The sequence below is a fragment of the Streptomyces sp. NPDC091682 genome (genome assembly GCF_044756625.1).
GTDB lineage: Bacteria > Actinomycetota > Actinomycetes > Streptomycetales > Streptomycetaceae > Streptomyces.
The window spans coordinates 682,121-707,507 of sequence record NZ_JBIVTH010000002.1; the positions used below are offsets into that span (position 1 = coordinate 682,121).

At 70.1% G+C, this 25,387-nt stretch carries 19 protein-coding genes and 2 pseudogenes; 7 read left to right on the forward strand and 14 right to left on the reverse strand.

Annotated features, from left to right (window positions below; genetic code table 11):
* Positions 1-3: 3 nt before the first annotated feature.
* From ACIQK6_RS07525 to ACIQK6_RS07535, 3 genes are read right to left on the reverse strand one after another with little or no spacing between them, the layout of a single operon-like run.
* On the reverse strand, positions 4-2,013 hold the full coding sequence (locus tag ACIQK6_RS07525) for an ABC transporter permease subunit (RefSeq protein WP_329096567.1): 2,010 nt from the start codon (positions 2,011-2,013) through the stop codon (positions 4-6).
* Complete coding sequence (locus tag ACIQK6_RS07530) at positions 2,013-3,101, reverse strand: glycine betaine/L-proline ABC transporter ATP-binding protein (RefSeq protein WP_329096569.1); 1,089 nt, start codon at positions 3,099-3,101, stop codon at positions 2,013-2,015. The genes ACIQK6_RS07525 and ACIQK6_RS07530 overlap by 1 nt, the downstream gene beginning before the upstream one ends.
* Before the next feature lie 20 nt (positions 3,102-3,121).
* Positions 3,122-4,591, reverse strand: a complete 1,470-nt coding sequence (locus ACIQK6_RS07535) for an aldehyde dehydrogenase family protein (RefSeq protein ID WP_329096572.1) — start codon at positions 4,589-4,591, stop codon at positions 3,122-3,124.
* A gap of 219 nt (positions 4,592-4,810) precedes the next feature.
* Here ACIQK6_RS07535 and purU point away from each other — a divergent pair, with 219 nt between their 5' ends.
* Complete coding sequence (gene purU / locus ACIQK6_RS07540; RefSeq protein WP_327388286.1) at positions 4,811-5,683, forward strand: formyltetrahydrofolate deformylase; 873 nt, start codon at positions 4,811-4,813, stop codon at positions 5,681-5,683.
* A gap of 85 nt (positions 5,684-5,768) precedes the next feature.
* Here purU and ACIQK6_RS07545 read toward each other — a convergent pair whose 3' ends face one another.
* Together ACIQK6_RS07545 and betA are read right to left on the reverse strand one after the other, a co-directional pair.
* The gene (locus tag ACIQK6_RS07545; protein WP_402694470.1) at positions 5,769-6,605 is read right to left on the reverse strand and encodes a 5,10-methylenetetrahydrofolate reductase; all 837 of its coding nucleotides are present in this window, start codon (positions 6,603-6,605) and stop codon (positions 5,769-5,771) included.
* 3 nt (positions 6,606-6,608) lie between these two features.
* A complete protein-coding gene (gene betA / locus ACIQK6_RS07550) occupies positions 6,609-8,276 on the reverse strand; it encodes a choline dehydrogenase (RefSeq protein ID WP_329096577.1) in 1,668 nt (555 codons plus the stop codon).
* 201 nt (positions 8,277-8,477) lie between these two features.
* Between betA and ACIQK6_RS07555 the strand changes: the two genes are divergently transcribed.
* Positions 8,478-9,224, forward strand: coding sequence for an IclR family transcriptional regulator (locus ACIQK6_RS07555; RefSeq protein ID WP_329096579.1), 747 nt, complete (start codon positions 8,478-8,480; stop codon positions 9,222-9,224).
* 65 nt (positions 9,225-9,289) lie between these two features.
* On the opposite strand, the gene ACIQK6_RS07560 is transcribed toward ACIQK6_RS07555, so the two are convergent.
* From ACIQK6_RS07560 to ACIQK6_RS07570, 3 genes are all read right to left on the reverse strand, one after another.
* Positions 9,290-10,420 (reverse strand): aromatic ring-hydroxylating dioxygenase subunit alpha, encoded by a 1,131-nt coding sequence (locus ACIQK6_RS07560; protein ID WP_329096581.1) that lies wholly within the window; start codon positions 10,418-10,420, stop codon positions 9,290-9,292.
* A 130-nt stretch (positions 10,421-10,550) separates the two neighbouring features.
* Complete coding sequence (locus ACIQK6_RS07565; RefSeq protein WP_329096583.1) at positions 10,551-11,720, reverse strand: FAD-dependent oxidoreductase; 1,170 nt, start codon at positions 11,718-11,720, stop codon at positions 10,551-10,553.
* A complete protein-coding gene (locus ACIQK6_RS07570; RefSeq protein ID WP_329096584.1) occupies positions 11,717-12,079 on the reverse strand; it encodes a bifunctional 3-phenylpropionate/cinnamic acid dioxygenase ferredoxin subunit in 363 nt (120 codons plus the stop codon). Before ACIQK6_RS07570 ends, ACIQK6_RS07565 begins: the two co-directional genes overlap by 4 nt.
* 153 nt (positions 12,080-12,232) lie before the next feature.
* On the opposite strand from ACIQK6_RS07570, the pseudogene ACIQK6_RS07575 reads away from it, so the two are divergent.
* Positions 12,233-13,268, forward strand: a pseudogene (locus ACIQK6_RS07575) (serine dehydratase beta chain); the annotation flags it as partial.
* Between the two features lie 40 nt (positions 13,269-13,308).
* Here the strand turns inward: ACIQK6_RS07575 and ACIQK6_RS07580 are convergent.
* Both ACIQK6_RS07580 and ACIQK6_RS07585 read right to left on the reverse strand, forming a co-directional pair.
* Positions 13,309-13,950, reverse strand: a complete 642-nt coding sequence (locus tag ACIQK6_RS07580; protein ID WP_329096586.1) for an MBL fold metallo-hydrolase — start codon at positions 13,948-13,950, stop codon at positions 13,309-13,311.
* The gene (locus ACIQK6_RS07585) at positions 13,950-15,035 is read right to left on the reverse strand and encodes an S-(hydroxymethyl)mycothiol dehydrogenase (RefSeq protein WP_329096588.1); all 1,086 of its coding nucleotides are present in this window, start codon (positions 15,033-15,035) and stop codon (positions 13,950-13,952) included. The genes ACIQK6_RS07580 and ACIQK6_RS07585 overlap by 1 nt, the downstream gene beginning before the upstream one ends.
* A 272-nt stretch (positions 15,036-15,307) precedes the next feature.
* On the opposite strand from ACIQK6_RS07585, the pseudogene ACIQK6_RS07590 reads away from it, so the two are divergent.
* Together ACIQK6_RS07590 and ACIQK6_RS07595 are read left to right on the forward strand one after the other, a co-directional pair.
* Positions 15,308-15,445: pseudogene (locus tag ACIQK6_RS07590) on the forward strand (IS3 family transposase); the annotation flags it as partial.
* A 298-nt stretch (positions 15,446-15,743) separates the two neighbouring features.
* On the forward strand, positions 15,744-18,116 hold the full coding sequence (locus ACIQK6_RS07595) for a hypothetical protein (RefSeq protein WP_402694528.1): 2,373 nt from the start codon (positions 15,744-15,746) through the stop codon (positions 18,114-18,116).
* Positions 18,117-18,187: 71 nt separating this feature from the next.
* Here the strand turns inward: ACIQK6_RS07595 and ACIQK6_RS07600 are convergent, their stop codons facing one another.
* The 4 genes from ACIQK6_RS07600 to ACIQK6_RS07615 form a co-directional block, all read right to left on the reverse strand.
* Positions 18,188-18,595 (reverse strand): thioredoxin family protein, encoded by a 408-nt coding sequence (locus tag ACIQK6_RS07600; protein WP_329096593.1) that lies wholly within the window; start codon positions 18,593-18,595, stop codon positions 18,188-18,190.
* 82 nt (positions 18,596-18,677) lie between these two features.
* Entirely contained in the window at positions 18,678-20,117 is a 1,440-nt protein-coding gene (locus ACIQK6_RS07605) for an aldehyde dehydrogenase family protein (protein ID WP_329096595.1), read from the reverse strand.
* A gap of 153 nt (positions 20,118-20,270) precedes the next feature.
* Positions 20,271-21,470: a thiolase family protein gene (locus ACIQK6_RS07610; RefSeq protein WP_329096597.1), complete on the reverse strand. Its 1,200-nt coding sequence runs from the start codon at positions 21,468-21,470 to the stop codon at positions 20,271-20,273.
* Positions 21,471-21,665: 195 nt separating this feature from the next.
* The gene (locus ACIQK6_RS07615; RefSeq protein WP_402694471.1) at positions 21,666-22,685 is read right to left on the reverse strand and encodes a LacI family DNA-binding transcriptional regulator; all 1,020 of its coding nucleotides are present in this window, start codon (positions 22,683-22,685) and stop codon (positions 21,666-21,668) included.
* Positions 22,686-23,161: 476 nt separating this feature from the next.
* Between ACIQK6_RS07615 and ACIQK6_RS07620 the strand changes: the two genes are divergently transcribed.
* Positions 23,162-24,589: an amidase gene (locus tag ACIQK6_RS07620; protein ID WP_402694472.1), complete on the forward strand. Its 1,428-nt coding sequence runs from the start codon at positions 23,162-23,164 to the stop codon at positions 24,587-24,589.
* 70 nt (positions 24,590-24,659) lie between these two features.
* A complete protein-coding gene (locus ACIQK6_RS07625; RefSeq protein ID WP_329096602.1) occupies positions 24,660-25,322 on the forward strand; it encodes an O-methyltransferase in 663 nt (220 codons plus the stop codon).
* The last annotated feature ends 65 nt before the right edge of the window (positions 25,323-25,387 follow it).

The following is a 25,387-nucleotide window of genomic DNA, read 5'->3' on the forward strand; positions in this document are numbered from 1 at the left end:
TCCTTATGCGCTCGTACGCCGAGCCGCTGCCTGAGTGATCCGGTCGAACATGACTCCGAGCAGCACGATGGCGAGCCCCGCCGCCAGCCCCTTGCCGTACAGCTGCCCCTGAGAGAATCCGGCCACGACGTCGTAGCCGAGGGCGCCCGCTCCCACCAGGCCGCCCACAACAACCATCGACAGCACGTAGATCAGACCCTGGTTGGTCGCGAGCGTCAGGGCACTGCGTGACATCGGCAGTTGAACCTTGGTGATGATCTGCCAGGTGTTGCACCCGGCAGCCGTGGCCGCCTCGACGGTGGTCTCGGGCACGGCCCGCACTCCGTCCCCGATGATCTTGATGGCGACCGGAGCCGCGTAGACGACGGCAGCGACGATCGCCGTGAAGCGTGTCGCGCCGAACAGCGCGAGGAACGGCACGAGATAGACGAACGGCGGCATGACCTGTGCCGCGTCCAGGGTGGGCCGCAGCATCCGGTCCACGAGCGGGCTGCGCCCCATCCACACCCCGAAGGCGACACCGAGCACCAGCACCAGCACCGTCGCCACGAGGGTCGACGCCAGCGTCGTCATGCTGTCCGACCACACGCCCGTGCCGACGAGCAGTCCCACGCACACGGCCGCGGTGACCCCGGCGCGCCATCCGCCGAGCACCGTGCCGAGTCCGACCAGGGCCGCGCCGACAAGCCACCACGGGGAGTCGGTCAGCAGTGTCTGGAACGGATTGAGCAGCCCGTTGGTGATGGCGTCGCGGAAGGCGTTCGTGATGCCCGCCAGGTTGTCCTGCGCCCAGGTAGTCACGTTGTCCGCCGCGCTCGCGATGGTGCTGCCGGCGCCGCCCTCGCCGGGGAACTCGGCCGCCCATACGTACAGGTGCGACAGGTACACCAGGACCGCAGCCACCACTCCGCCGCCCGCCAGCAGCGGGCGCCGCCACCTGAGGAAGCGGTTGCCCGAGCGCCTGGCCGCCTCGGCCCGTCCGCTCGCCGCCGTCGTGACCCGGTCGAGGACGATGGCCATGACGACGATGGCAAGGCCCGCGTTGAAGGCCGTGCCGACGTCGAGCGACTGCAGGGCCTGGACGACGGTCTTTCCGAGGCCGGGGGCGTCGATCAGGGCCGCGATGGTCACCATGGCCAGGGCGGCCATGATGGTCTGGTTGATGCCCATCACCACGGTCCGCTTGGACATCGGCAGCAACACCTTCAGCAGTGTCTGCCGCCGCGTCGAGCCCAGCGAGTCGGCCGCCTCCACGGTGGTCTCCGGTACGGAGCGGATGGCGTGCGCGGTGATGCGAATCGTCGGCGGTGCCGCGTAGATCAGCGTGGCGATCGTGGCGGAGGCCGGGCCGATCTGGAAGAACAGGGTCAGCGGGGCCAGGTAGACGAAGGTCGGCATCGTCTGCATGAGGTCCAGGAAGGGGGTCATGATCTGGTTGAACCGGTCGGAGAGCCCTGCCCACACACCCAGTGGGATCGCGAACAGCAACGCCACGACGACTGCAGAGAGGGTGAGCGCCAGGGTGTCCATGCTCTCCTGCCACAGGCCCTGCAGCCCGAGGAAGGTGAAGCCGGCCACGGCCAGGAGCGCGACCCGCCAGTTGCCGACGGCCCAGGAGATGTAGCCGGCTATGCCGACGACGCCGAGCCAGCCGATCTGCGGCAGCGGCCGGTCGGCGGACGGCTGGGAGATCAGGTCCTGGACGAAGGTCACCAGATTGTCGATGACCAGGCGGATCTCGTTGAAGAAATAGAGGAAGAGGGGGTTGGAGTTGCGATTGGCGCCGATGGAGTCATTGACGTCGTTGAACCAGCGGTGCAGATCGGTGAGGTCCGCCGCCGCCAGCGCCAGGGTCTGCTTTCCACGCAGCAGGGCGAAGAGCACCAGCCACCCGACCATGATCGCGGCCACCACCATGCGGCGGCTGATCCTGCGCCCGCCCGCGACGGGCACAGCCTCTTCGGCCTTGTCGGCCTTGTCGGCCTTCTCCCGTTTCTCTATGGCGACGGTCATCACATGTCGCCTTCCCGTCCGGCGACCACCGCAAGGATCTCCTCGTCACCGACGATGCCGAGCAACTTGCCGTTCTCGACGACCTTGACCGGCTTCTCGGCCGCCAGCACCGCCCGGGTGGCTTCCCGCACCACGACGTCCGGACCCAGCTCTGGGCCGTCCAGGGCGTCGTCCGGCTTCGCCGGACGCATGATCCACCGCAGTGTGAGTACGTCGCCCTTCGGCACGTCCTTGACGAACTCGCGTACGTAATCGTCGGCGGGGGCGCCGACCAGTTCGTCGCCGGTACCGCACTGGACCGTCTTGCCGTCGCGCATGATGAGGATGCGGTCGCCCAGCTTGAGCGCCTCGGAGAGGTCGTGGGTGATGAACACCATCGTCTTGCCGACCTCGTGGTGCAGACGGATGACCTCGTTCTGCATGTCGCGGCGGATCAGCGGGTCGAGCGCCGAGAACGGTTCGTCGAAGAGGAGTACGTCCGGATCGCCGGCCAGCGCCCGGGCGAGGCCGACGCGCTGCTGCATACCGCCGGAGAGCTGGTCGGGATAGGAGTTCTCGTAGCCGGAGAGGCCGACCAGTTCGACGACCTCCAGGGCCCGCTTGGTGCGCTCGGCCTTGCTCATGCCGCGGATCTCCAGGCCGAAGGACACGTTGTCGACGACCCGGCGGTGGGGCAGCAGCCCGAAGTGCTGGAAGACCATGGAAAACTTGCGGCGCCGCAGTTCGCGCAGGCGCTTGCCGTCCGCGCCGCGGATGTCCTCGCCCTCGAAGACGATCTCACCGGCGGTGGGTTCGATCAGCCGGGTCAGACATCGCACCAGGGTGGACTTGCCGGAGCCGGACAGGCCCATGACGACGAAGACCTCGCCCGGCGAGACCTCGAAGTTCACGTCTCGTACGGCGGCGGTGCATCCGGTGCGGTCCATCAGCTCACGGCGGGTGAGCCCGCACAACTCCTCGGAGTCCGGCACCTGGTCCGCCTTCGGCCCGAACACCTTCCACAGCTTGCGCACGGATATGACCGGGGTGGGGCCCAAGTCCTGGGGCGTGCTGCGCCGCTGCGGCACCTCGGTCTGTGCTGGGGTCACGATCGACCTCTCTTCGGCGTTCAGCCGCGGAACCAGTGCTGCGGCCGGGGTTGGATGTTCTGCCAGATGTGCTTGGGCTCTCGGTACTCGTTCAGGCCGGTCGATCCCAGCTCCCGTCCCACGCCCGAGTGCCCGAAGCCACCCCATTCCGCCTGCGGCACGTAGGGGTGGTAGTCGTTGATCCACACCGTGCCGTGGCGCAGCCGCCGGGCGACCCGCTGGGCCTTCCCGGCGTCCTGCGTCCAGACGGCTCCGGCGAGTCCGTACTCGGTGTCGTTGGCGATGCGTACAGCGTCGTCCTCGTCACGGAAGCGCTCGACGGTGAGCACGGGGCCGAAGGACTCCTCCCGCACCACACGCATGTCCTGTCGGCACTCGTCGAGCACGGTGGGCGGGTAGTAGTGGCCGTTCGCCAGTGCCGGGTCGTCCGGGCGTGCACCGCCGCAGCGCAGTACGGCGCCCTCGGCGAGGCCCGCCGCCACATACGCCTCGACCTTCTCCAGGTGCTGCACGGAGATCAGCGCTCCGGTCTCGGCCTCGGGGTCGAAGGGTCCGCCGAGGCGGATCTGCCGGGCGCGGCGGACGACCTCGTCGACGAAGGCGTCGTGGAGGGAGTCCTCGACGATCAGGCGGGCTCCGGCCGAGCAGACCTGGCCGGAGTGCAGAAAGACAGCCGTGAGAGCGAAGTCCACGGCCGTCTCGAAGTCTGCGTCGGCGAAGATGACGTTGGGGTTCTTGCCGCCGAGCTCCAGCGCCACCTTCTTCACGGTCGCGGCGGCGGTGGCCATGATGCGCTTGCCGGTCTCCAGCCCCCCGGTGAAGGAGACCATGTCGACGGCCGGGTCCTCGGAGAGCGGTGCGCCCACCTCGGGTCCGGTGCCCAGGACGAGATTGGCGGCGCCGGCCGGGAGCCCGGCCTCCTCGAGTGCCCGCATCAGCAGGATCGAGGTGGAGGGGGTGAGCTCACTGGGCTTGAGGACGACGGTGTTGCCCGCGAGCAGGGCGGGCGCGACCTTCCAGGACGCCTGGAGCAGCGGGTAGTTCCACGGGGTGATGAGCCCGCACACGCCGACCGGTTCGTAAACGACGCGGCTGACGGCGTCGTCGCGGCCGGTGTCGATCACCCGGCCGGCATCGGTGCCCCCGATCCCGCCGTAGTAGCGGAAGCAGGAAACGACGTCGGCCATGTCGCACTCGCTCTCCACCAGCCGCTTGCCGGTGTCCAGCGACTCGGCGCGGGCGAACTCCTTGGCGTCGCGCTCGATGAGGTCGGCGGTGCGCAGCAGCAGCGCACCGCGCTCCCGCTCGGGGGTGTGCGGCCAGGGTCCTTCGTCGAAGGCCCGGCGGGCCGCGGCGATCGCGGCCTCGGTGTCGGGGCGCGTCCCCTCGGACACGGTCGCGGCAAGCGCGCCGTCAGCGGGACAGCGGATGTCGCGGTGACCTCCGGCCACCGGATCGCGCCATTCTCCGTCCACATACAGGTCTGCCACGTGTGGAGCCCTTCGAGCGAATTTCGTTGCGCATTGTGCACCGTATTGCTTGTGATGGAACACCCTGGTCAATGTGCGGACATACGTCAAGAGGCTGACAGGTGACGATTGCGCCATGCGGGCAGTTGCGCGACCGCTCTTGACCACGAGCCGCACATAGCCCAACCATGTTGCGTATCGCTCACCATGTTGTGCAATACGCACCAACGGAGGCTGCACATGTCCCCTCGACCGCATCCTGGCCGTGAGTACGTCCTGACTCTCTCGTGTCCGGACAGCGCCGGGCTGGTCCACGCCGTGAGCGGCTTCCTCGTCAGGAACTCCGGCAACATCCTGCAGAGCCAGCAGTTCGATGATCGACTCAAGGGCCGTTTCTTCATGAGGGTCCACTTCGACGTTTCCGATCCAAACGCCGATCTGAAAAATCTGCGTTACCGATTCGGCCCCGTCGCCGAGGCCCACCAAATCTCCTGGACCCTCCGCGACGCCTCGACCCCGACCAGGACGCTGATCATGGTGTCCAAGTTCGGCCACTGCCTCAACGATCTGCTCTTCCGCCGACGCACCGGTGCGCTCAACATCGAGATCCCGGCGATCGTCTCCAATCACCGGGACTTCGAGGGACTGGCGGAGACCTACGGCGTCCCCTTCCACCACATCCCGGTGAACAAGGACACCAAGGCCGACGCCGAGGCGCGCCTGCTGGAGCTCGTGCGCGAGCTGGACATCGACCTGGTGGTGCTGGCCCGCTACATGCAGATCCTCTCCGACGACCTGTGCAAACAGCTGGAGGGGCGCGCCATCAACATCCACCACTCCTTCCTTCCCAGCTTCAAGGGCGCGCGCCCCTACCAGCAGGCGTACGAGCGCGGAGTGAAGCTCGTCGGCGCGACGGCGCACTATGTGACGCCGGACCTGGACGAGGGGCAGATCATCGAACAGGGAGTGGTCCGGGTGGACCACTCGCTCGACTCCGAGGAGCTGGTCACGGTCGGGCGGGACGTGGAGGCGCAGGTGCTCGCGCACGCGGTGAAGTGGCACAGCGAGAGCCGCGTCATGGTGGACGGCAACCGCACGGTTGTATTCCGCTGAGCGGCGGACGATCGCCGGGGCGGGGCTGGATTCCAGCCTCGCCCCGGCGTTGTATGGGCTCCGAGAAAGCGACCCGCCGGTCCGCTCAGCCGCCCAACCGGTCCAGCACAGCGCAACGCCACCGCTCGGTCTCGGCCACCTGGTTGAAGGTGAACACGTGCAGGCCCGCCACCCCCGCCGAGGGCGCGGTGAGCGCCTCGGCGCTGCGGGCGAGCAGGCGATCGGGCGAGTAGCCGCCGGGGGCCGCGAAGCGCAGGAACCAGGAGGCGTGCTTGGCCAGAAAGCGGGTCGACTCCCCCACCCCGATCTTGGCCGCCATGGACAGGAGCTTCGCCCGCTGCACGGGGCCCGCGACACCCACATGGACGGGCAGGGTGACATCGCGGCGGCGTATCCGGCCGACCCACTCAGCCAGCACGCGCGGGTCGAAGCAGAGGTTGCTCACGATGTACGTGGCGTGCGCGCGCTTGTCCCACATCGCCTGGATGGTGAGGTCGTCGTGGATGAGCGGGTGGCTCTCGGGATAACCAGTGATGCCGACATGAGCGAAGGGGCTGCCCAGCTCGCTCAGCCTGTGCAGCACCGGCAGCGCCCCCGCATAGGCCCCGGCCGGCGGATCAGCGTCGCCCGCCGGGACGAAGACGTCGTCGACGCCCGCCTCCCGGAGCCGGCCTATGACGTCCTTCAGGTGCGCGTCGTCCCGCAACAGACGCGCGGGCACGTGCGGGACGACGCGGTAGCCGTGCGCCGCGAGCCGGACGGTGAGGTCGAGCGTCGGCTCCAGGCCCTTGACCGGCGAGGCCGTCACGGTGACGACGACGTCGCGCGGGACATGGGCGAGGACCTTGTCCTCGGTCGTCTTCGCGGGCAGCACCTCGTAGCGGACGCTCGACAGCAGCGCCCGGAAGTGTTCGGCGTCCAATGCCTACCCGGCCTGCTTCCGGGCGTCGCGGTACCGGTAGTACGCGGCCTTGGAGGCGGGCAGCGGCTCCTTGCCGAGGATGAGGTCCGCCGCCTTCTCCGCGATCATCATCACCGGCGCGTAGATGTTGCCGTTGGTGACGTAGGGCATCACCGACGCGTCGACGACGCGCAGTCCCTCCACGCCGTGTACACGCATGCTGGTCGGATCGACGACGGACATCTCGTCGGTGCCCATCTTGCAGGTGCACGAGGGGTGCAGGGCGGTCTCGCCCTCCTTCGCAACCCAGGCGAGGATCTCCTCGTCGCTCTCCACGGACGGGCCGGGTGAGATCTCCCCGTCGTTGTACGGGGCCAGAGCGGGCTGGTTGAGGAGCTTGCGGGCGACGCGGATCGACTCGGCCCACTCGCGGCGGTCCTGTTCGGTGGACAGGTAGTTGAAGCGCAGTGCCGGGTGCTCGTTCGGGTCCTTGCTCTTGATCTTCACCGAGCCGATGGCGTCGGAGTACATGGGCCCGACGTGCACCTGGTAGCCGTGGCCGCCGGCCGGCGAGGAGCCGTCGTAGCGGACCGCGATCGGCAGGAAGTGGAACATCAGGTTGGGGTAGTCCACGTCCTCGTTGCTGCGGGCGAAGCCGCCTGCCTCGAAGTGGTTGGTCGAGGCGGGGCCCTTGCGGAAGAGCCATTGCAGGCCGATGAAGGGGGCGCGCCACTTGGCCATGTACGGCTGCATGGAGACGGGCTGCTTGCAAGCGTACTGGATGTACACCTCCAGGTGGTCCTGCATGTTCTCGCCGACACCCGGCAGGTCGTGGACGAGGTCGATGCCTAGCGCGCTCAGTTCCTCGGCGTTGCCGACGCCGGAGAGCTGGAGCAGCTGAGGGGAGTTGATCGCGCCGCCGCAGAGGATGACCTCGCGGGCGCGCGCCTGCTGGACCTTGCCACGTCGCCGGTACTCGACGCCGACGGCCTTCTTGCCCTCGAAGAGAACGCGGGTGACCAGCGCGCGGGTGGTGATGGTGAGGTTGGGCCGCTTCTTCACGGGCTTCAGGTACGCCTTCGAAGCCGACAGACGGCGGCCCCGGCTGACGTTGCGGTCGAATGGGGCGAAGCCCTCCTGCCGATAGCCGTTGACGTCGTCGGTGCGGGGGTAGCCCGCCTCCTGGACGGCCTTGAGGAAGGCGGTGAACAGCGGGTTGAAGGCGGGGCCGCGTTCGAGGACGAGCGGGCCTTCGTGGCCGCGGAACTCGTCGTCGGGATCGGCCGCGAGACAGTTCTCCATCCGCTTGAAGTACGGCAGACAGTGCGCGTAGTCCCAGGTCTCCATCCCGGCATCGGCGGCCCAGCGCTCATAGTCCATGGGGTTGCCGCGCTGGAAGATCATGCCGTTGATGCTGCTGGAGCCGCCCAGCACCTTGCCGCGCGCGTGGTAGATGCGCCGGTCGCCCATGTGCGGCTCGGGTTCGGACTCGTACTTCCAGTCGTAGAACCGGCTGCCGATCGGATAGGTCAGCGCCGCGGGCATGTGGATGAAGACATCCCACGGGTAGTCGGGCCGGCCGGCCTCCAGGACCAGCACCTGGTTGCCCGGGTCGGCGGAGAGCCGGTTCGCCAGAGCGCTGCCGGCGGATCCACCACCGACGATGACGAAGTCGTATTGCAGGGGAGCCATGGTGCCTCGTCTCGCTCGCGCCGTAGATACGCGTGGCATGCTAATACAGGTAGCGCTATACGCACCAGGTTGCGGAAAGCGCAACGTGCGAGCCTGCGTTTCCACGCTGTTGTTTGCGTTTCTGTTGTTTACTGCGCATATAGTTTTGCTGTGAGCAACTACAGTCCAGATACCGAAACGACGGGTTCGCAGCCTGGCGGCGTGCAGTCCGTCGACCGCGCCATCAGCGTGCTGGAGATCCTGGCCCAGCGCGGCGAGGCCGGCGTCAGCGAGGTGGCCGCCGAGATCGATGTTCACAAGTCGACCGCGTTCCGACTGCTCGGCGCCCTGGAGGCGCGCGGTCTGGTGGAGCAGGCGGGCGAGCGCGGCAAGTACCGCCTCGGCTTCGGCATCGTACGCCTGGCCGGCGCGGTCACCGGACGCATCGACATCACCCAGCAGGGCCGCCCGGTCTGCGAGCGCCTCGCCGAGGAGATCGGCGAGACCATCAACATCGCCGTCATGCAGGAGCACTACGCGATCAACCTCTACGAGGTGCGCGGTCCGGGGGCCGTCGCCGCGCACAACTGGGTCGGCAAGCTGACCCCGTTGCACGCCACCTCCAGCGGCAAGATCCTTTTGGCCTACCTGCCGGCCAGGGAACGCGCCGCGATGCTTTCCGAGGCCGGCCTGAAGAAGGTGACCACGCACACCCTCACCTCGAAGACGAAGCTCGAGAAGAATCTCGCCGAGGCCCGGGAGCGTGGCTACTCCTGGACTGTGGAGGAGCTGGAAGTCGGGCTCCACGCCATGGCCGCGCCGGTCCGCGATCGGGACGGAGTGGTCATCGCGGCGCTCAGCGCCTCCGGACCCTCGTACCGGTTCACCGAGGAGCGTATGCATGAGCTCGCTCCGGTGCTGGTCAAGGGTGCGGACGAGATCAGCCATCGGATGGGCTACCTGGGCTGACCACCCTTGCGAGGCCGTCGCCGGCCCATCGGCCGCCGGCGTCGACCTGCCGAGAACCGCCGCCGCTACTGCGGCTGCCCTGTCCCCAGGCGTTCCTGGACCCAGTCGTGGAACTCACCGATGTGGTGCTCGCTGGGCACCAGTACGCCGCCCTTGGCGTACAGCCGGGAGCTCATCGCGGGCTGACAGCGCTCGCACGCGTCGAAGTCCTGCCGGTTGACGCGGTCGAATAGCTCCACCGACCGGCTGACGTCCTTGCCGCTTTCGACGACGCGTTTGAGGTAGAGCCAGTCGCACTCGACGAGCGTGCGGTCCGCGGCGACCGGGTACATCCGGTGAAAAATCACATGGTCGGGGACGAGGTTGATGAACACCTGCGGCTTGACGGTGATCGCGTAGTAGCGGCGGTCCTGCTCCTCGGTGACCCCCGGAATGCGGTCCAGCCCCTCGGAGCCGTCGACGGTGAAGCCCTTGATCTCGGCGCCGAACTCCGCACCGTGCCCAACGTAGTACTGAGCGGCGTACCCGTCGGCGAACTCCGGTAGCACTTCGGTGAGTTCGGGGTGGATCGTGGCGCAGTGGTAGCACTCCATGAAGTTCTCGACGATCAGCTTCCAGTTCGCCTTGACGTCATAGACGATCCGCTTGCCGACCTCGAGCTTCTCCATGTCGTAGTGCTCGATCGACTCGGTGTCGCCGAGGCGTGCGACGACGTCCTGCACGACCTCCTCGAAGGGAGGCGGGCTCTCCGCGAGGCACACCCACACGTAGCCGAGCCATTCATGGGTCGCCACGCCCGCCAAGCCGTACTCCGTGCGGCTGATGTCGGGCATCTTGGTGAGGTTGGGCGCCGCGACGAGTTTGCCCGTCAGGTCGTACGTCCAGGCGTGGTAGGGGCACTGGAAGGCACGCTTGACCTCGCCGGTCTCCTCCGTGCAGAGCTTCGCTCCGCGGTGCCGGCAGACGTTGAAGAAGGCACGTATGGAGTTGTCCCGTGCGCGCGTGATCAGAATGCTCTCGCGGCCCACCCCTACGGTCCGGAAGGCGCCGGGCCTGGCCAGATCCGAGGAGCGTACGGCGCAGAACCACATCGTTTCGAAGATGCGCTCCTGCTCCTGGGCGAAGATCTCTGGATCCGTGTAGGAGGAGCCGGGGAGGGTGGCGATCAGGCTGTCCGGCAGGCTGGTCGAGGTCACAGTGCACTCCTCGGAGAACGTCGTGGATCGGTCATTCACGCGCCGGGAAGAGCAGCTCCGGACGGTGTTTTGCATGGAGCAACGCTGAGCGTAATACGCAACAATAGAATGAAAGGTCGCATCGGCGCTGTCAAGATGCCGCGGAGGCGAGCTGCTTGCGCCAACGCATGAACAGTCGCGGCTGGTTCATCGCGAGCACGGCGACCGGCTGCCCGGCACGCCGGTAGACGGCCAGAAAACTGCGGTCGCCCAGGGCGCCTTCCTCGACCGTCACGCCGTCGGCACCGGCCGCATGACCGGCGAACTGGATCTTCACCCCGTACTGGTCCGACCAGAAGTACGGCGGCCTGGGCACACCCGGCTCCGCAGCACCCCGCGACAGCAGCGCGGCCACGGCAGCGTCGGGCCGCTCCCGCGCACCGGTCCAGTGCTCGACGCGGCGATGGACCCCCGCGTGGGGGTCGTACCAGGAGGCGCAGTCACCGACCGCGACCACACCGGCGAGGCTGGTACGGCCGTCCGCGCCGCACTTGACGCCGTTGTCGAGGACAACGCCGGACCCTTCCAGCCACTCGACACACGGGCTCGCGCCCACACCGACGACGACGATGTCGGCGGGGATGCTGCGGCCGTCCTCGAGCAGGACGGCGTCGACCCGGGTCTCGCCGCTCAGCCCCTTGACACCCACGCCGCACAGCAGCCGTACGCCGTGGTCCGCATGGAGGGCGGAGACGATGCCGCCCATGATCTCGCCGAGCGGTCCGGCGAGCGGCGTCGATGCCGCCTCGACGACCGTCACGTCGAGTCCGAGGGCGTATGCGGTGGAAGCGACCTCGGCACCGATGAATCCGCCTCCGATCACGACCAGCCTCCCACCCAGGGCCAGTTCGTCCCGCAGGGCGCGGGCGTCGTCCAGGGTGCGCAGAGTGTGCACCCCGGCCGTCCCGTCCGTGCCCGGCAGGCTCCGCGCTACCGCACCGGTCGCGATGACGACGCCCTCGGCCCGGACCTCCCGGCCGTCGGCGAGCCGCACGACACGGCCCGTACCGTCGGTGCCGAGTGCGGTGGCCCGGGCGCCGAGCAGCCATTCCGCCTGCAGGTCCTCGTCGTCCGACTCCAGCGCGAGATCGGCTTCGCCGATCCCGCCGACGAGGAACTCCTTGGACAGCGGCGGTCTGTCGTACGGGCGGTGCGGTTCGTCACCGATGACGACCAGCCGGCCGCCGTACCCCTGTTTCCGCAATGAGCGCGCCGCCGACAGGCCGGCCAGCGAGGCGCCCACCACGGCCACCGTCCTCACGCGCGGCCTCCGGCCAGCCGGGACCCGACGCAGGGCGGCAGGTTGGGGGCCTCCGTGGACAACACGACGTAGATCATGCCGCCCTCGACGATGACCTCGTGGGTACGCACCGGGCGCTTGGCCGGCGGAGCGTCGACGGCCCCGGTCCGGAGGTTGAACTTCGAAGCGTGCAGCGGGCATTCCACCTCGCAACCCTCCAACCAGCCGTCGGCGAGCGAGGCGTCCTGGTGGGTGCAGGTGTCGTCGATGGCGAACACTTCGCCGGTGTCGGTGTGGAACACCGACACCGGCGGATCGGCTTCGAGCCGGTAGGCCTCGCCTCGCGGCAGATCCGCGAGAAGGCACGCGGGAATCATCATGACACCTCGGTGCGTATAGCGAAACAGATTGCGGTAAGCGCAACGCCAGTTTGAGGGCGGCCCCAAACCCTTGTCAAGGCATCCAGGGGACGGGCAGCCCCCTGGTTCGGCGTTGTTCTTTACGCAACCCTTTGCACCATAGACAACGCTCGCCTGGAGGATCCCGTCGCGGCGATCAGCGTCTTCGACCTGTTCAAGGCGGGCACCGGGCCGTCGAGCTCCCACACCGTCGGGCCATGAAGGCCGCCCGCCTCCTCGTCACCGGGGTGCACCAAGACGGTCTGCTCCCCGGTGCCGCCTCTGTCCGGGCAGAACCCTTCGGATCGCTCGGCGCCCCGGGCCACAGCAAGCGGCAGCGGCAGCGGCAGCGGCAAGGCGGTACTCCTCGGCCTCGAAGGGACGGTCCGGAAACCGTCGACACCGGCACCAGGGACGACCGTGTGCGCCGGATCCACGAGGCCGGCCGATCGCGGCTGCTGCGCCGCCGGAAAGTGGAGTTCCGCTAGCGCGAGGACCTGGTGCTGCACCGTCGCCGCACGTTGCCGTTCCACCCCAACGGCGTGCAGTTCCCCGCCAGAGACCGCGAAGGCGGCACGTTGAGGGCGCGCACGTACTACTCGGTGGGCGGGGGCTTCGTCGTCGACGAGAGCCCCCCGGGCGCCGACCACATCAAGCCCGACGACACACCTGTACCGCTCCCCTTCGGCTCGGCACCCGAACTGCTGTTCCGCGCCAACGAGACCGGCCTGCCGATCAGTGGAGTGATGCTCACCAAGGAGCTGGCCCGGCGGAGCGAAAGCGAGGTGCGCGTCGGCCTGCTGCGGATGTGGGCGGTGATGCAGGAGTGCGTGGAGCGCGGCTGTTCACGGACCGAGACCACCCTGCCCGGGCGGCTTAGGGTGCCACGCCGCGCCCCGCAGCTACTGCGCAGCCTCGCCGAGGATTCCCCGGATGTGGATCCGCTGCACATCATGGACTGGGTCGATCTCTTCGCGCTGGCCGTCAACGCGGGAACGCCCTCGCCTCGGTCAAGGCGATCAATGCGGCACGGATGGCGCTGCGTGGCGACGACACTCACGTGGTCTCGCTCGACAAGGTCATCAAAACGATGCGCGAGACCGGTGCCGACATGAAAGTGAAATACAAGGAGACCTCGCGCGACGGCCTCGCGGTCGACGTCATCGAGTGCCGAGACGTTCCGAGGGTTCTGGCGAAGCCGCCGCCGGTGGTCAGAATCCGCGGTCGATCCACTCCTGAAGGTGCGGTGCCTCGGCGGCGATGGTGGTCGTCTCACCATGGCCGGTGTGTACCACCGTGTCGCCCGGCAGTGTCAGCAGCCGGTCCCGGATCGAGTCGACGATGGTGCCGAAGTGGCTGTGTGACCTGCCCGTCGCCCCCGGCCCGCCCGCGAAGAGCGTGTCACCGCTGAACAGTGCCCGCAGGTCCGGCGCGTACAGGCAGACCGCACCGGGGGCGTGACCGGGGGTGTGCAGGACGGTCAGCTCGACACCCGCCACGGTGACGACCTGCCCGTCCGCCAAGTCACCGTCGGGTGACCGCTCCGGGTGGGTCTGCTTCCACAGCGGCAGGTCGTCGCCGTGGAGCAGGGTCGGAGCACCGGTACGGTCGGCGAGTTCAGGGGCTGCGTCGATGTGGTCGTTATGGGCGTGGGTGCACACGATGGCCCGCAGCGTGCGTCCGCCGAGGGCTTCGGCGATCGCCTCGGCGTCGTGCGCGGCGTCGATGACGACGGCCTCGGTATCGTCGCCGATGATCCAGACATTGTTGTCGACGTCCCAGGTGTCACCGTCCAGGGAGAACGTCCCCGAGGTGACGAGGTGTTCGATGCGGGCACCCTTCTTGCCGGCCATCAGAAGACCACCACCGAGCGCAGTACGTCGCCGCCGTGCATCCGCTCGAAGGCCTTCTCGACCTCGTCCAGTGCGATGGTCTCCGTGACGAAGGCGTCCAGGTCAAGTCGCCCCTGCAGATAGAGGTCGATGAGCATCGGGAAGTCACGCGAGGGCAGGCAGTCGCCGTACCAGGAGGACTTCAGTGCACCGCCCCGGCCGAACACGTCCAGCAGCGGCAGCTCCAGCTTCATCTCCGGGGTCGGCACACCGACGAGGACGACCGTGCCGGCCAGATCGCGGGCGTAGAAGGCCTGCTTGTACGTCTCCGGGCGGCCGACCGCCTCGATGACGACGTCCGCACCGAAGCCGCCGGTCAGCTCGCGGATGGCCTCCACCGGATCACCCCGCTTGGAGTTGACGGTGTGGGTCGCGCCGATCTTCTTCGCGGTCTCGAGTTTCCGGTCGTCGAGATCGACCGCGATGATGGTGGCTGCCCCGGCGAGCCGGGCGCCGGCGATCGCCGCGTCGCCCACGCCACCGCAGCCGATGACCGCCACGCTGTCACCGCGTCCGACGTTGCCGGTGTTGATGGCCGCGCCGATGCCCGCCATCACTCCGCAACCCAGCAGTCCGGCGGCGGCCGCCGATGCTGCCCGGTCGACCTTGGTGCACTGTCCCGCCGCCACGAGCGTCTTCTCCGCGAACGCGCCGATACCCAGGGCCGGGGACAGCTCGGTGCCGTCGGTCAAGGTCATCTTCTGCTTCGCGTTGTGGGTGTTGAAGCAGTACTGCGGCCGTCCACGCAGACAGGCCCGGCACTGCCCGCACACGGCACGCCAGTTGAGAATGACGAAGTCACCCGGAACGACATCGGTGACGCCCTCCCCCACCGACTCCACAACACCCGCGGCCTCATGGCCCAGCAGGAACGGGAAGTCGTCGTTGATGCCACCCTCGCGATAGTGCAGATCGGTGTGGCAGACCCCGCAGGCCTCGATCTTCACCAGCGCCTCGCCCGGGCCGGGGTCGGGCACGATGATCGTTTCCAGGCTGACGGGGGCGCTCTTCCCCCGCGCGACGACAGCACGGACCTGGTGAGTCATGGCCACTCCTCAGCTGGTACGAGACCTGATTCGGGTGTTGCTTAATACGGCACGCATCTCATGTGCCGCAACATAGCATCATGGAGGGCCGAGCAGGGGTCAAGGATCCGTACACAAAGAACGCCTACTGGACAGGGGCGACCCCGCCCTTCATCGGCACCCGTGCACCCCCGCGCGATCGCGACCTGTTCGCGCGGCCGGACGGGGCGATACCCCTTGATCGTGGACCACCTGATCATTGGATCGCGAGGATCCGAAGGACAAAAGTTCCCGTTGTCGGGCTGCACCTACGCAAGAAGGTCCGCACCACCATCCCCGAGCCGACGGCGACGCCGGTGCCGGACCTGCTGCGGCGCGACTTCACCGCGATCGCACCGAATTCCCGGTACGTGAGCGGCATGACCCACCTGCATTCCCGACAGGCATCGCCACCCTCCGCAACGGGCCGGCCGAGGAGCCCCTGACGTCGAGACTTCGCCCCGCCAGACAACGCGTGGGCCACCACGTGCCGGGAGCGGTGCGGCAGGGGCCGTCGGAGGCTGCTCCACACTCATGCGGCAGAGACCAAACCGGAACTCCCCAGACCGCCCCGCTGGGGAGTGCCTGGGGAGTTCCGGGGCCGTACGGGGAGTCTCTGGGGAGTTCTAGCCGCGTAAGCCAGAAAGCCCGTGAAAGACCTCCAAAGCAGCAACACCGCAGGTCAGCGCCATACCATGGGCCGAAAGCCCAGCTCAGAGCCCCGGGCTCGGGGCCTACATCCTGCAGGACACCGGCTCCGAGCCGGGCGCACTGCCGCTGCTGGGATTCACCCTCGACCTGCTGTGGCAGAAACAGCGCGGAGGGCTGCTCACCTACCAGGCCTACCAGGAGCTCGGCGGTGTCACCGGGGCGCTGAGCCTGCACGCCGATCAGGTGTGGGCCGAGTACGTCCCCGAAGGGGACGAGCCGGCGGCCAGGCGGCTGTTCACCCAGCTCATCCGGGTCCCCATGGGATCACCGGCCGCGACGCGCCGCATCGCGCTGCGCGCCGACCTGGACGAGGAGCAGTGGCGCGTCGCCCAGCGGCTCGCCGCCACCCGGCTCCTGGTGACCGGCCGCAGCGCCGAGGGCGGCGAGAGCGTCGAGCTCACGCACGAAGCCCTGATCAGCGGCTGGGAGAAACTGGCGCGGTGGGTGGAGGAGGACCGGTCCTTCCTCGTGTGGCGGGAGTCCCTGCGCCACGACATGGACCGCTGGGAACGGGCCGAACGCACCTCCGAGCTGCTGCCGAAGGAGGAGCCGATGGGCGAGCTGCACAAGCTCGCCCCCGCTCCGGGAGCGGCCATCGGCACGGAGGACGGACTGGCCCCCTCCATGTCGGCGGACGGAACGCTGATCGTCCACCGGGTGCTGGACCACCTGGTCTGGTGGGACCTGGACAGCGGCGCCATCGCCCGCTCCACGCGTGCGCCCGAGGACCAGCCCGGCGGCAGCATGGACGACCTGTGGATCGGCGCGGACAACCGGACCCTGCTGCTGCGGCGGCACAGATCGGGGACCAACAACACGGGCCTGCTCGTCTACGACCCGGCGACCGACGCGTCCCGCGTCGTCGCCGACGGGGTGGACGTCATCGAGCTCTCCGGAGACCGGACGGCAGCCGTGGCGTGCAGCGAGCACGACGACGGCGCGGCCGTGAGCCTGCTGCGGATCTCCGACGGCGCCCCACAGGGGAAACCCTATGTCGAGCAGGACAAGAGGCATAGATCGGGAATCTGTCTTTCGCATGCGGTCAACACGGACGGCACCCAGGTGGCGCTGTACTCCAACAACTCGCTGCGGCTGGTCGACCTGCTGCAGCACAAGGTGCTCTCCACCGTCCCTTCGACCTACACCAGCCGGTCGAACCGACTGGCATCGGCCGACGGCAAGCTCTACTACGTCGGGTACAAGGACTCCCTGATCACCTACACCGAACTCCCCACCGGAGAATCCGTGCTCCAGGTGGGCCAGCAGATCATCACCCACGACGGCGGCAGGACGATCAGCGTCCTCGCCGACGGATCCGCGCTCCAGGTCCGGCCCACGGCGCCGGGCACCAACGACCAGATCATCGCCGAGGCCCCGCGCGCGACGCCGTACCGGAAACCCCGGAGCACCGACCTCGTGAGGCTGAGCAAGGACGGCCGCCTGCTCGCGGACCTGGAGGGAACCAACGTGGTGGCCGTGCTCGACGCCTCCACCCTGCGCCGGCTGGCCACCATCACCGCGGCCGAGCCGCCGGCCCCGGCCACCACCACGCCAGCGATCCTGGGAGGCGGCGAGGAGCCGGACTTCCAGCACTTCTTCGACGTTGCCGGCAACGTCCTGACCATCTCCGGGACCCTGGTCCAGCAGTGGGACGCGCGTACGGGACGGGAACTCGCCCACTACGACGCGAAGGCCCTGCTGCCCACCACGGGATCCGTGCCGCACACCAGCATCGGCCCCTACCCGGCCCCGAACAAGGTGGCCGTCACCGTCTGGGGCGACCCGTCGGTCCGCATCGTCGACATCACCACGGGCACCGTCACGGAGACCGTCCGCACCACCGAGGACGTCCTCGCCGTGCAGTTCGACCCCAGCGGCCGCTACTTCGGGCTGATGCGCCGGGGCTCGATCGTCGAGTTGTGGCGGCGCCACCCCCTGCGCAAACAGATCGGTCCCCTGCGCAGCACCGCCGAGGACTCCGCCACCCCGACCGTCACCCAGTTCCTCGACGGCGACGGCCACTTCCTGATCGCCGCCAACAACGCCGTGCGGACCTACGGCATCGAGGAACGCGCCGTCCTGGAATCGTACGAATTCGGTCTGCCGCCGAGCGAGACCTCCAGCTCCAGCTCCCTCTTCCCGCCCCGTCCGTACGCCTTCATGGACATGTCCAAGGACGCCAGGGCGGTAATCTACGCCGACCCCGCAGGACCCGGCGGTGTGCTGCCGCTCGACCCCCGGGCGTGGCAGCGCGACCTGTGCAAGGCCATCGGCAACCGGACGTTCACCGCCGAGGAGCGCAGGAGCCTCCCGGTCCGCGTCCCGGCGCAGCCGGTGTGCGCACCGGACTGAACGCCCCGGGACCGACGCCGATCCGCCCGGCTCGCGGGCCCGGCGGATCCCCGGGCCTCACACCGCGGGCCTCAGGCCTGCGCAGTGCCCGGCTCCCCGCTGCCCGCGCCCTGGGAGTCCTGCTGCTCCGCGGCGATCTTCGCGCGGACCTCGTCCATGTCGAGCTCCCGGGCCTGCCGGATCAGGTCGGTCAGGGTCGCCTCCGGCAGGGCGCCGGGCTGCGCGAAGATGGCCACCTGGTCCCGGACGATCATCAGCGTCGGGATCGAGGTGATCTGGAAGGCCCCGGCCAGCTCCTGCTGCGCCTCGGTGTCCACCTTGGCGAACACGAGGTCCGGATGGGCCTCGGAGGCCCGCTCGTAGACGGGGGCGAACTGCAGGCACGGCCGGCACCAGCCCGCCCAGAAGTCGATCAGCACGAACGGGTTCTCGCTGACCGTCTGGTCGAAGTTTTCCTTGGTGAGCTCGACTGTAGCCACGGTGTCCAGACCTCCTGATTGAGCCGTCTGCTCCCTTGAACGAACGTCCCGCCCTCCGCATTCCGCTTCTGCAGGACCCTCCCTAGAACGGGTGACCGGCGGGGGTGCTGCGGGCCGTGGTCCAGCGCAGTTCCGTGAAGGCGTCCAGGTTCGCCTCACCGCCGAAGCGGGCGCCGGTCCCGGAGGCGCCGACTCCGCCGAAGGGGGCGACTGCCTCGTCGTTGACCGTCTGGTCGTTGACATGGGCGATCCCGGTCGGGATGCGGTCGGCCAGATCGAGCCCGCGCGCCGCGTCCCGGGTCACGATCCCGAGGGAGAGGCCGTAGGGGCCCGCCGAAGCCAGCGCCACCGCCTCCTCCTCCGTCGCGAAGGACCGTACGGGCGCCACCGGGCCGAAGACCTCCTCGGCGTAGGCGGGGGTGTCGTCGGCGACGCCGGCCAGGACGGTCGGCCGGTAGAAGAGGTCCCGGTGCGTGCCGCCGGCCACGAGCTTGGCCCCCTGCCCGGTGCTGGCCTCCACCAGGGCGTGGACGCGGTCCAGCTGGGCGCGGTCGATCAGCGGGCCCAGGTGGACCCGCTCGCGGTACGGGTCGCCCACGGCCAGTTCCTCGGCGCGCGCGGCGAGCCGCTCGACGTACTCGTCGTAGAGCGAGGTGTGTACGAGGTGCCGCCCGGCGGTCATGCAGATCTGGCCCTGGTGGAAGAAGGAACCCCAGGAGGCCTGGGCCACGGCGGCCTCGACGTCGGCGTCGCGGAGCACGACGAGGGCGGAGTTCCCGCCGAGTTCCAGGTGCACGCGCTTGAGGTGACGGCCTGCCAACTCACCGACGGATCGGCCCGCGGCGGTGGATCCGGTGAAGGACACCACCCGCACGCGCCGGTCCGCGACCACCGCGGCGCCCGTCCCGGCACCGCCGGGCAGGACCTGCAGCAGCCCGCCCGGGAGCCCGGCGGCGGCGAAGACCGCGGCGAGGGCGAGGCCGCCGCAGACGGCGGTGCGCGGGTCCGGCTTGAGCAGGACCGCGTTGCCGAGTGCCAGCGCCGGCGCGACCGAGCGGATCGCCAGGATCAGCGGGGCGTTGAAGGGGGCCACGACCCCGACCACCCCGGCCGGCACCCGGCGGGTGAAGGACAGCCGGGGGGCCTCGCTCGGCAGCACCTGCCCCGTGGGGCGCGAGGCCAGCGCCGCGGCCTCGTAGCACTCCTGGGCCGCGACGTGCAGCTCGAAGTCGGCCTTGCCGGGTATCGAGCCGGACTCGCGGACCAGCCATTCCCGCAGCTCGTCGGCGTGTGCGGTGAACAGGTCCCCGGCGCGGCGCAGCACGGCCGCCCGCTCCGGGTGCGTGGCGCGCGCCCAGTCCCGCTGGGCCGCGAGGGCCCGTACGGCGGCCTGCGCCACGTCGGCGGGTACGGCGAGCTCGATGGTGGCGAGGGTGCGGCCGGTGGCGGGTTCGACGACCGGGGCGGAGCCGCCGGTGAGGGTGGGTCCGTCCTGCCAGAGCGTCGGATCGAGGAGCGGCATGGCGCGGGGCCTCCGGTGGGGATGGGCGGGGCGGGGGGCGGCAGCACGCGCCATCGTGCCAGACCGGAGGCTCCACATCTGTTCAGTTATTGGGCAGTTGACGGCGAGCGGTGACCGGAAACGATCGACGCCCGCGCGCCGCACCGGCCCGGGTCAGCGCTCCAGGACGAGGGCGATGCCCTGCCCGACCCCGATGCACAGGGCCGCCATGCCGGTGCCGGAGCCCGCCGCCGCCAGCTGGTGCGCGACCGAACCCGCCAGCCGGGCACCCGAGGCGCCGAGCGGATGGCCGATCGCGATGGCGCCGCCCCGCGGGTTGACCACGGCCGGGTCGAGCTCCGGCCAGGCCGCGAGACAGCCCAACGCCTGTGCGGCGAAGGCCTCGTTCAGCTCGAAGGCGGTCAGATCGGCGAACCCGCGGCCGGACTTGGCGAGCGCCCGCTGGACGGCGTCCACCGGACCCAGGCCGAAGAGCTGGGGCTCGATGCCGGTGACGGCGGACGCGCTGATCCGGGCGAGCGGCTCCCGGCCGGTGGCCGCCAGACCCTCTTCGTCGGTCAACAGCAGTGCGGCGGCGCCGTCGTTGAGCGGGGAGGCGTTGCCCGCCGTGACCGTACCCGTGCCGTCCGTCCGGAAGGCCGGCTTCAGTCGGGCCAGCGCCTCGGGCGTGGAACCCTCCCGGATGCACTCGTCACGCACCAGGTCCACGCCGGCGTACGGAACGACCTCACCGTCGTACAGCCCGGCGGACCAGGCGGCCGCCGCCTTGCGGTGACTCTCCAGGGCGAAGGCGTCCTGTGCGTCGCGGGTGATGCCGTGCTTGTCCGCGACGAGTTCGGCTCCCTCGCCGAGCGAGCCGGTCCACTCCTCGGGCATGCGCGGGTTGGTCATGCGCCAGCCCAGGGTGGTGGACCACATCTGCTGGTGGCCGGCCGGGAAGGCGCGCTCGGGCTTCTGTACGACCCAGGGGGCGCGGCTCATCGACTCGACCCCGCCCGCGATGGCCACGGAGGCGTCGCCGAGCGCGATGGCGCGGGCGGCCTGGACCACGGCTTCGAGGCCGGACCCGCAGAGCCGGTTGACGGTGACCCCGGGGACGCTCACCGGCAGCCCGGCCAGCAGCACCGCCATGCGGGCCACGTCGCGGTTGTCCTCGCCCGCGCCGTTGGCGTCGCCGAACACGACGTCGTCGATGCGGGCCGGATCGAGGTCCGGCGTGCGCTCCACCAGCGCGCGCACGACGTGCGCGGCCAGGTCGTCAGGCCGGACCCCGGCGAGGGCGCCGCCGAACTTGCCGATCGGGGTTCGGACGGCGTCGACGACGTAGACGTCGCGGACGGTGCGGATGCTCATGGGGGCTCTCCTGGGCGGATCCGTACGGGCGGTGGCGCGTCGGTGCCGGTGTGGACACCGGGGCACGCCGCCGGGCACGCCCGGTGGGGCGCGCCCGCAGTCTCCGTCCGCACGTCACCGCCTGTCAACGGCTCCCCGGACCGGGGCCGGCGGCCGTCCGGTCCTGTCCCCCGCGCACCCCGGGCCCGGGCGCCGTCAGGTCGACTCCCGCTGGACGGCGGCCGCCGCCATCAGGTCGTACCGCTCCGTGACCTCCGACGGCTCGCGCACCGCGTGGTCCACCAGCGAGGCCAGATGGGCGCCGGTCGGCATCTCCAGTCGTACGGTGCTCAGGCGGGGCCGCAGCAGTCGCCCGATCAGCAGGTCGTCGGCGCCGATGACGGCGACGTCCTCGGGGACGCGGAGCCCCTCGTCCTGGAGGGCCCGCATCAACAGCATCGCGTACTCGTCGTTGTACGCGAACGCCGCGTCCAGCCCGAGCCCGTGCCAGCGGGCTGCGAGGGCCGCGGCCGATTCCTCGGAGTAGGCCATCGGCAGGGCCGTGACCTCGGCGCCCGTCACCGACCGGGCGCCCACGAGCCGGGGCACGGAGAACAGCTCGAGGCCCTCCTCCTCCGGGACGACCACGCCGATCCGCCCGCGTCCGCGCTCCACGAGGTGGGCGGCGGCCCGGACGCCGACCTCCTGCTGGTCCATGACGAGCGCGTGCGCCCCGGGCACTGCGGCGGGCCCCAACGTGATCACCGCGCGGGCCCCGGCCCGCTTGAGGGTGGCGACGTTCCGCGCGGAGAGGGCGATCTCGCCGAGGGAGATCACGGCCACCGGACGCAGTTCCGCCCAGGCCCGCACGGCCTCGTCACCGGTGAGCCCGAGGCTCCCGTACTGCACCACCGTGTAGTCGAGGCGGCGCAGCGCCCACTGGAGTTCGTTGAGGAAGGTGCTGTAGAGCGGCCCGACCGGCACGTGGGAGGTGGGCAGCAGCACGATCCTGGTGTGCCCGGCGCGCAGGCTGCGGGCGGCGGCGTGCGGGACGTACCCGAGCTCTTCGGCGGCCTCACGGACCTTGCGGCGGGTCGGCTCGCTGATGCGTACGGCTTCCGCGTTGTTCAGCACGTACGAGACCGTCGCGCGCGAGACGCCGGCGAGGCGGGCCACGTCGGCGCTCGTCGGAACGGGGGGCGGCGGGTGCTTCGGCGATTTCGATGACTGGGACATTGCCGTCGAATCTTTCCAGACCGATCACGCCCGAGGGCTGACGGATGGCCGGAAATGGATGCCGCACAGTGATTACACGAGTCATTGACACGTACAACCGCCGTGGCACATCCTTCTTCGGCCCGCAGATCGCCGCGCCGTTCGCCGCCTCGGTGATCACCTCGTTCAGCGGTGGGTGCACCGCGCCGTTCGTCGTCGCGGCCGTGCCGGCCCGCGGCGGGGGCCCTTTCCGTGCAGCCGATCCACCGCGTGCGCCGACGCCGTGACGCCCCGGCCGGCACTCCGCACCGGCGGCCCGCACCTTCCACACCCTCCGCGCCACCACGCTCGCCCACCCGACCGAAATCCACCGCCGAGAAGAGCACACCGGGCACCTGCACACCCGAACCCGGGGCGAGGGCGCCCCTGGCTCTGGAACTACCCGACCACTCCCCGTTACGGTCTCCCTACCGACCGGTAATGGGGAGTGGTACGCGATGTCCGATACAGCTGTTCCGACGGCCTGCAGCCTGGTCGACATGGTCGGCGCACTCGCCGAAGGGAGCGTGTCGGCGAGGCGGTTGACCGAGGAGGCGCTGCGCCGGATCGCCGCGGCCCAGCCGGAGCTCAACGCCTTCCGGACGGTACGCGCCGAGGCCGCGCTCGCGGAGGCGGACGCGGCGGACCAGCGGCTGGCCGCGGGCGAGCGGCTGCCGCTGCTGGGCGTACCGCTTGCGGTCAAGGACGACATGGACGTGACCGGTGAGCCGACCGCCTTCGGCTGCGCGGGAGCCTTCCCCCCGAAAACCGCCGACAGCGAGGCGGTACGAAGGCTGCGGGCGGCCGGCGCCGTGATCGTCGGCAAGACCCAGACGCCGGAGTTGGGGCAGTGGCCCTTCACCGAGGGCGGGGCCTTCGGCGAGACCCGCAACCCGTGGAACACGGCCTACACGCCCGGCGGCTCCTCGGGGGGCTCGGCCGCCGCCGTGGCGGCGGGACTGGTCCCGGCCGCCCTGGGCTCGGACGGGGCCGGCTCGGTCCGGATCCCGGCGGCCTGGACCCATCTGGTGGGCGTGAAACCCCAGCGCGGGCGCATCTCCACCTGGCCGGAGCCGGAGTCCTTCCACGGGCTCACGGTCAACGGCGTCCTGGCGCGCACGGTCGCCGACGCGGCGCTCCTGCTGGACGCCGCGAGCGGCCCGCACCCCGGGGACCTGCACCGCCCGGCACGGATCTCCGCCGTAGCGGCGACCCGCCGCCCGCCCCGGCGGCTGCGGATCGCCCTCTCCTTCGCGATGGCCTTCACGGCGACGCCCAAGTCCCTTGATCCGGAGGTCCGTTCCGCCGTGGAGCGACTGGCCGCGCGGTTGGAGTCGCTGGGCCACGAGGTGATCCCGGAGGACCCTCGTTACGGCCCGATCGGCCTGACCTTCGTACCCCGCGCGACCAGTGGCGTACGGGACTGGGCGGCGCGGGTGCCCGATCCCGCGCTGCTGGACCCGCGCACGCACGAGGCCGTGCGGACGGGCCGCGCCCTGGGCGGGCTCGCCCTGCGGGCCTCCCGCCGGGCGGAGACGGTCCTGCGGCGTCGGGTCGGTGAGGTCTTCGACCGCTTCGACGTGGTGCTGACCCCGACGACGGCCACCCCGCCCCTGCGGATCGGCGCCCTGGCCGGGTTGGGGGCCATGGCCACGGACCGGGCGATGATAGCGGCCTGCCCGTACGCCTGGACGTGGAACGTGCTGGGCTGGCCGGGGGTGAACGTCCCGGCGGGCCTCACGACCGACGGACTGCCGATGGGAGCCCAACTACTGGGCCCGGCCGACTCGGAGCCGCTGCTGCTGGGGCTGGCCGCGCAGCTGGAAGCGGCGGAGGACTGGGCGGCGGTGCGGCCGGGCCAGAAGGCGGCGGTCTCCTCCCGGTGATCCCCCCGCTCGTGTAAGTTCCCATGAGGAACTATCAAGCGCCACATCACCGGAAAGGGCGACGCGACCCATGGTTCAGCAGACGTGGACGGCCGTTGACAACTACTTCGACGGACTCCTGGTCGAGGAGGACGAGGCCCTGGTCGCCGCGACCGCCGACGCCGAGGCCGCGGACCTCCCCGCCCACCAAGTGGCCCCCAACCAGGGCAAGCTGCTGAACCTCCTCGCCCGCGTCCGGGGCGCCCGCCGGATCCTGGAGATCGGCACCCTGGGCGGCTACAGCACCATCTGGCTGGCCCGCGCGCTCCCGGCCGACGGGCGGCTGGTCACGCTGGAGGTCGACGAGCGGTGCGCCGACGTCGCGGCCGCCAACATCGCCCGGGCCGGGCTGGAGCACGTCGTCGAGATCCGGCGCGGCCGCGCCGTCGACCTGCTGCCCGGACTCACCGGCGAAGCCCCGTTCGACCTGGTCTTCATCGACGCCGACAAGCCGTCCAACCCCGAGTACCTGGAGTGGGCCCTGAAGCTCACCCGACCGGGCAGCGTCATCATCGGCGACAACGTCGTCCGCGACGGCGCCGTCATCGACCCGGACAGCCCCGACCCCCGTGTCCAGGGCGTGCGCCGGTTCACCGAACTCATCTCCGAACACCCTCAGTTGACCGCCACCGCCCTGCAGACCGTCGGCAGCAAGGGCTACGACGGGCTCGTCCTGGCCCTGGTCACCGACTGAACCGTGGCGCGGGCGCGCGCGCCCGCCTCCTCCACCAGGCCCCCGGCAACCAGTAGCCTCACCCG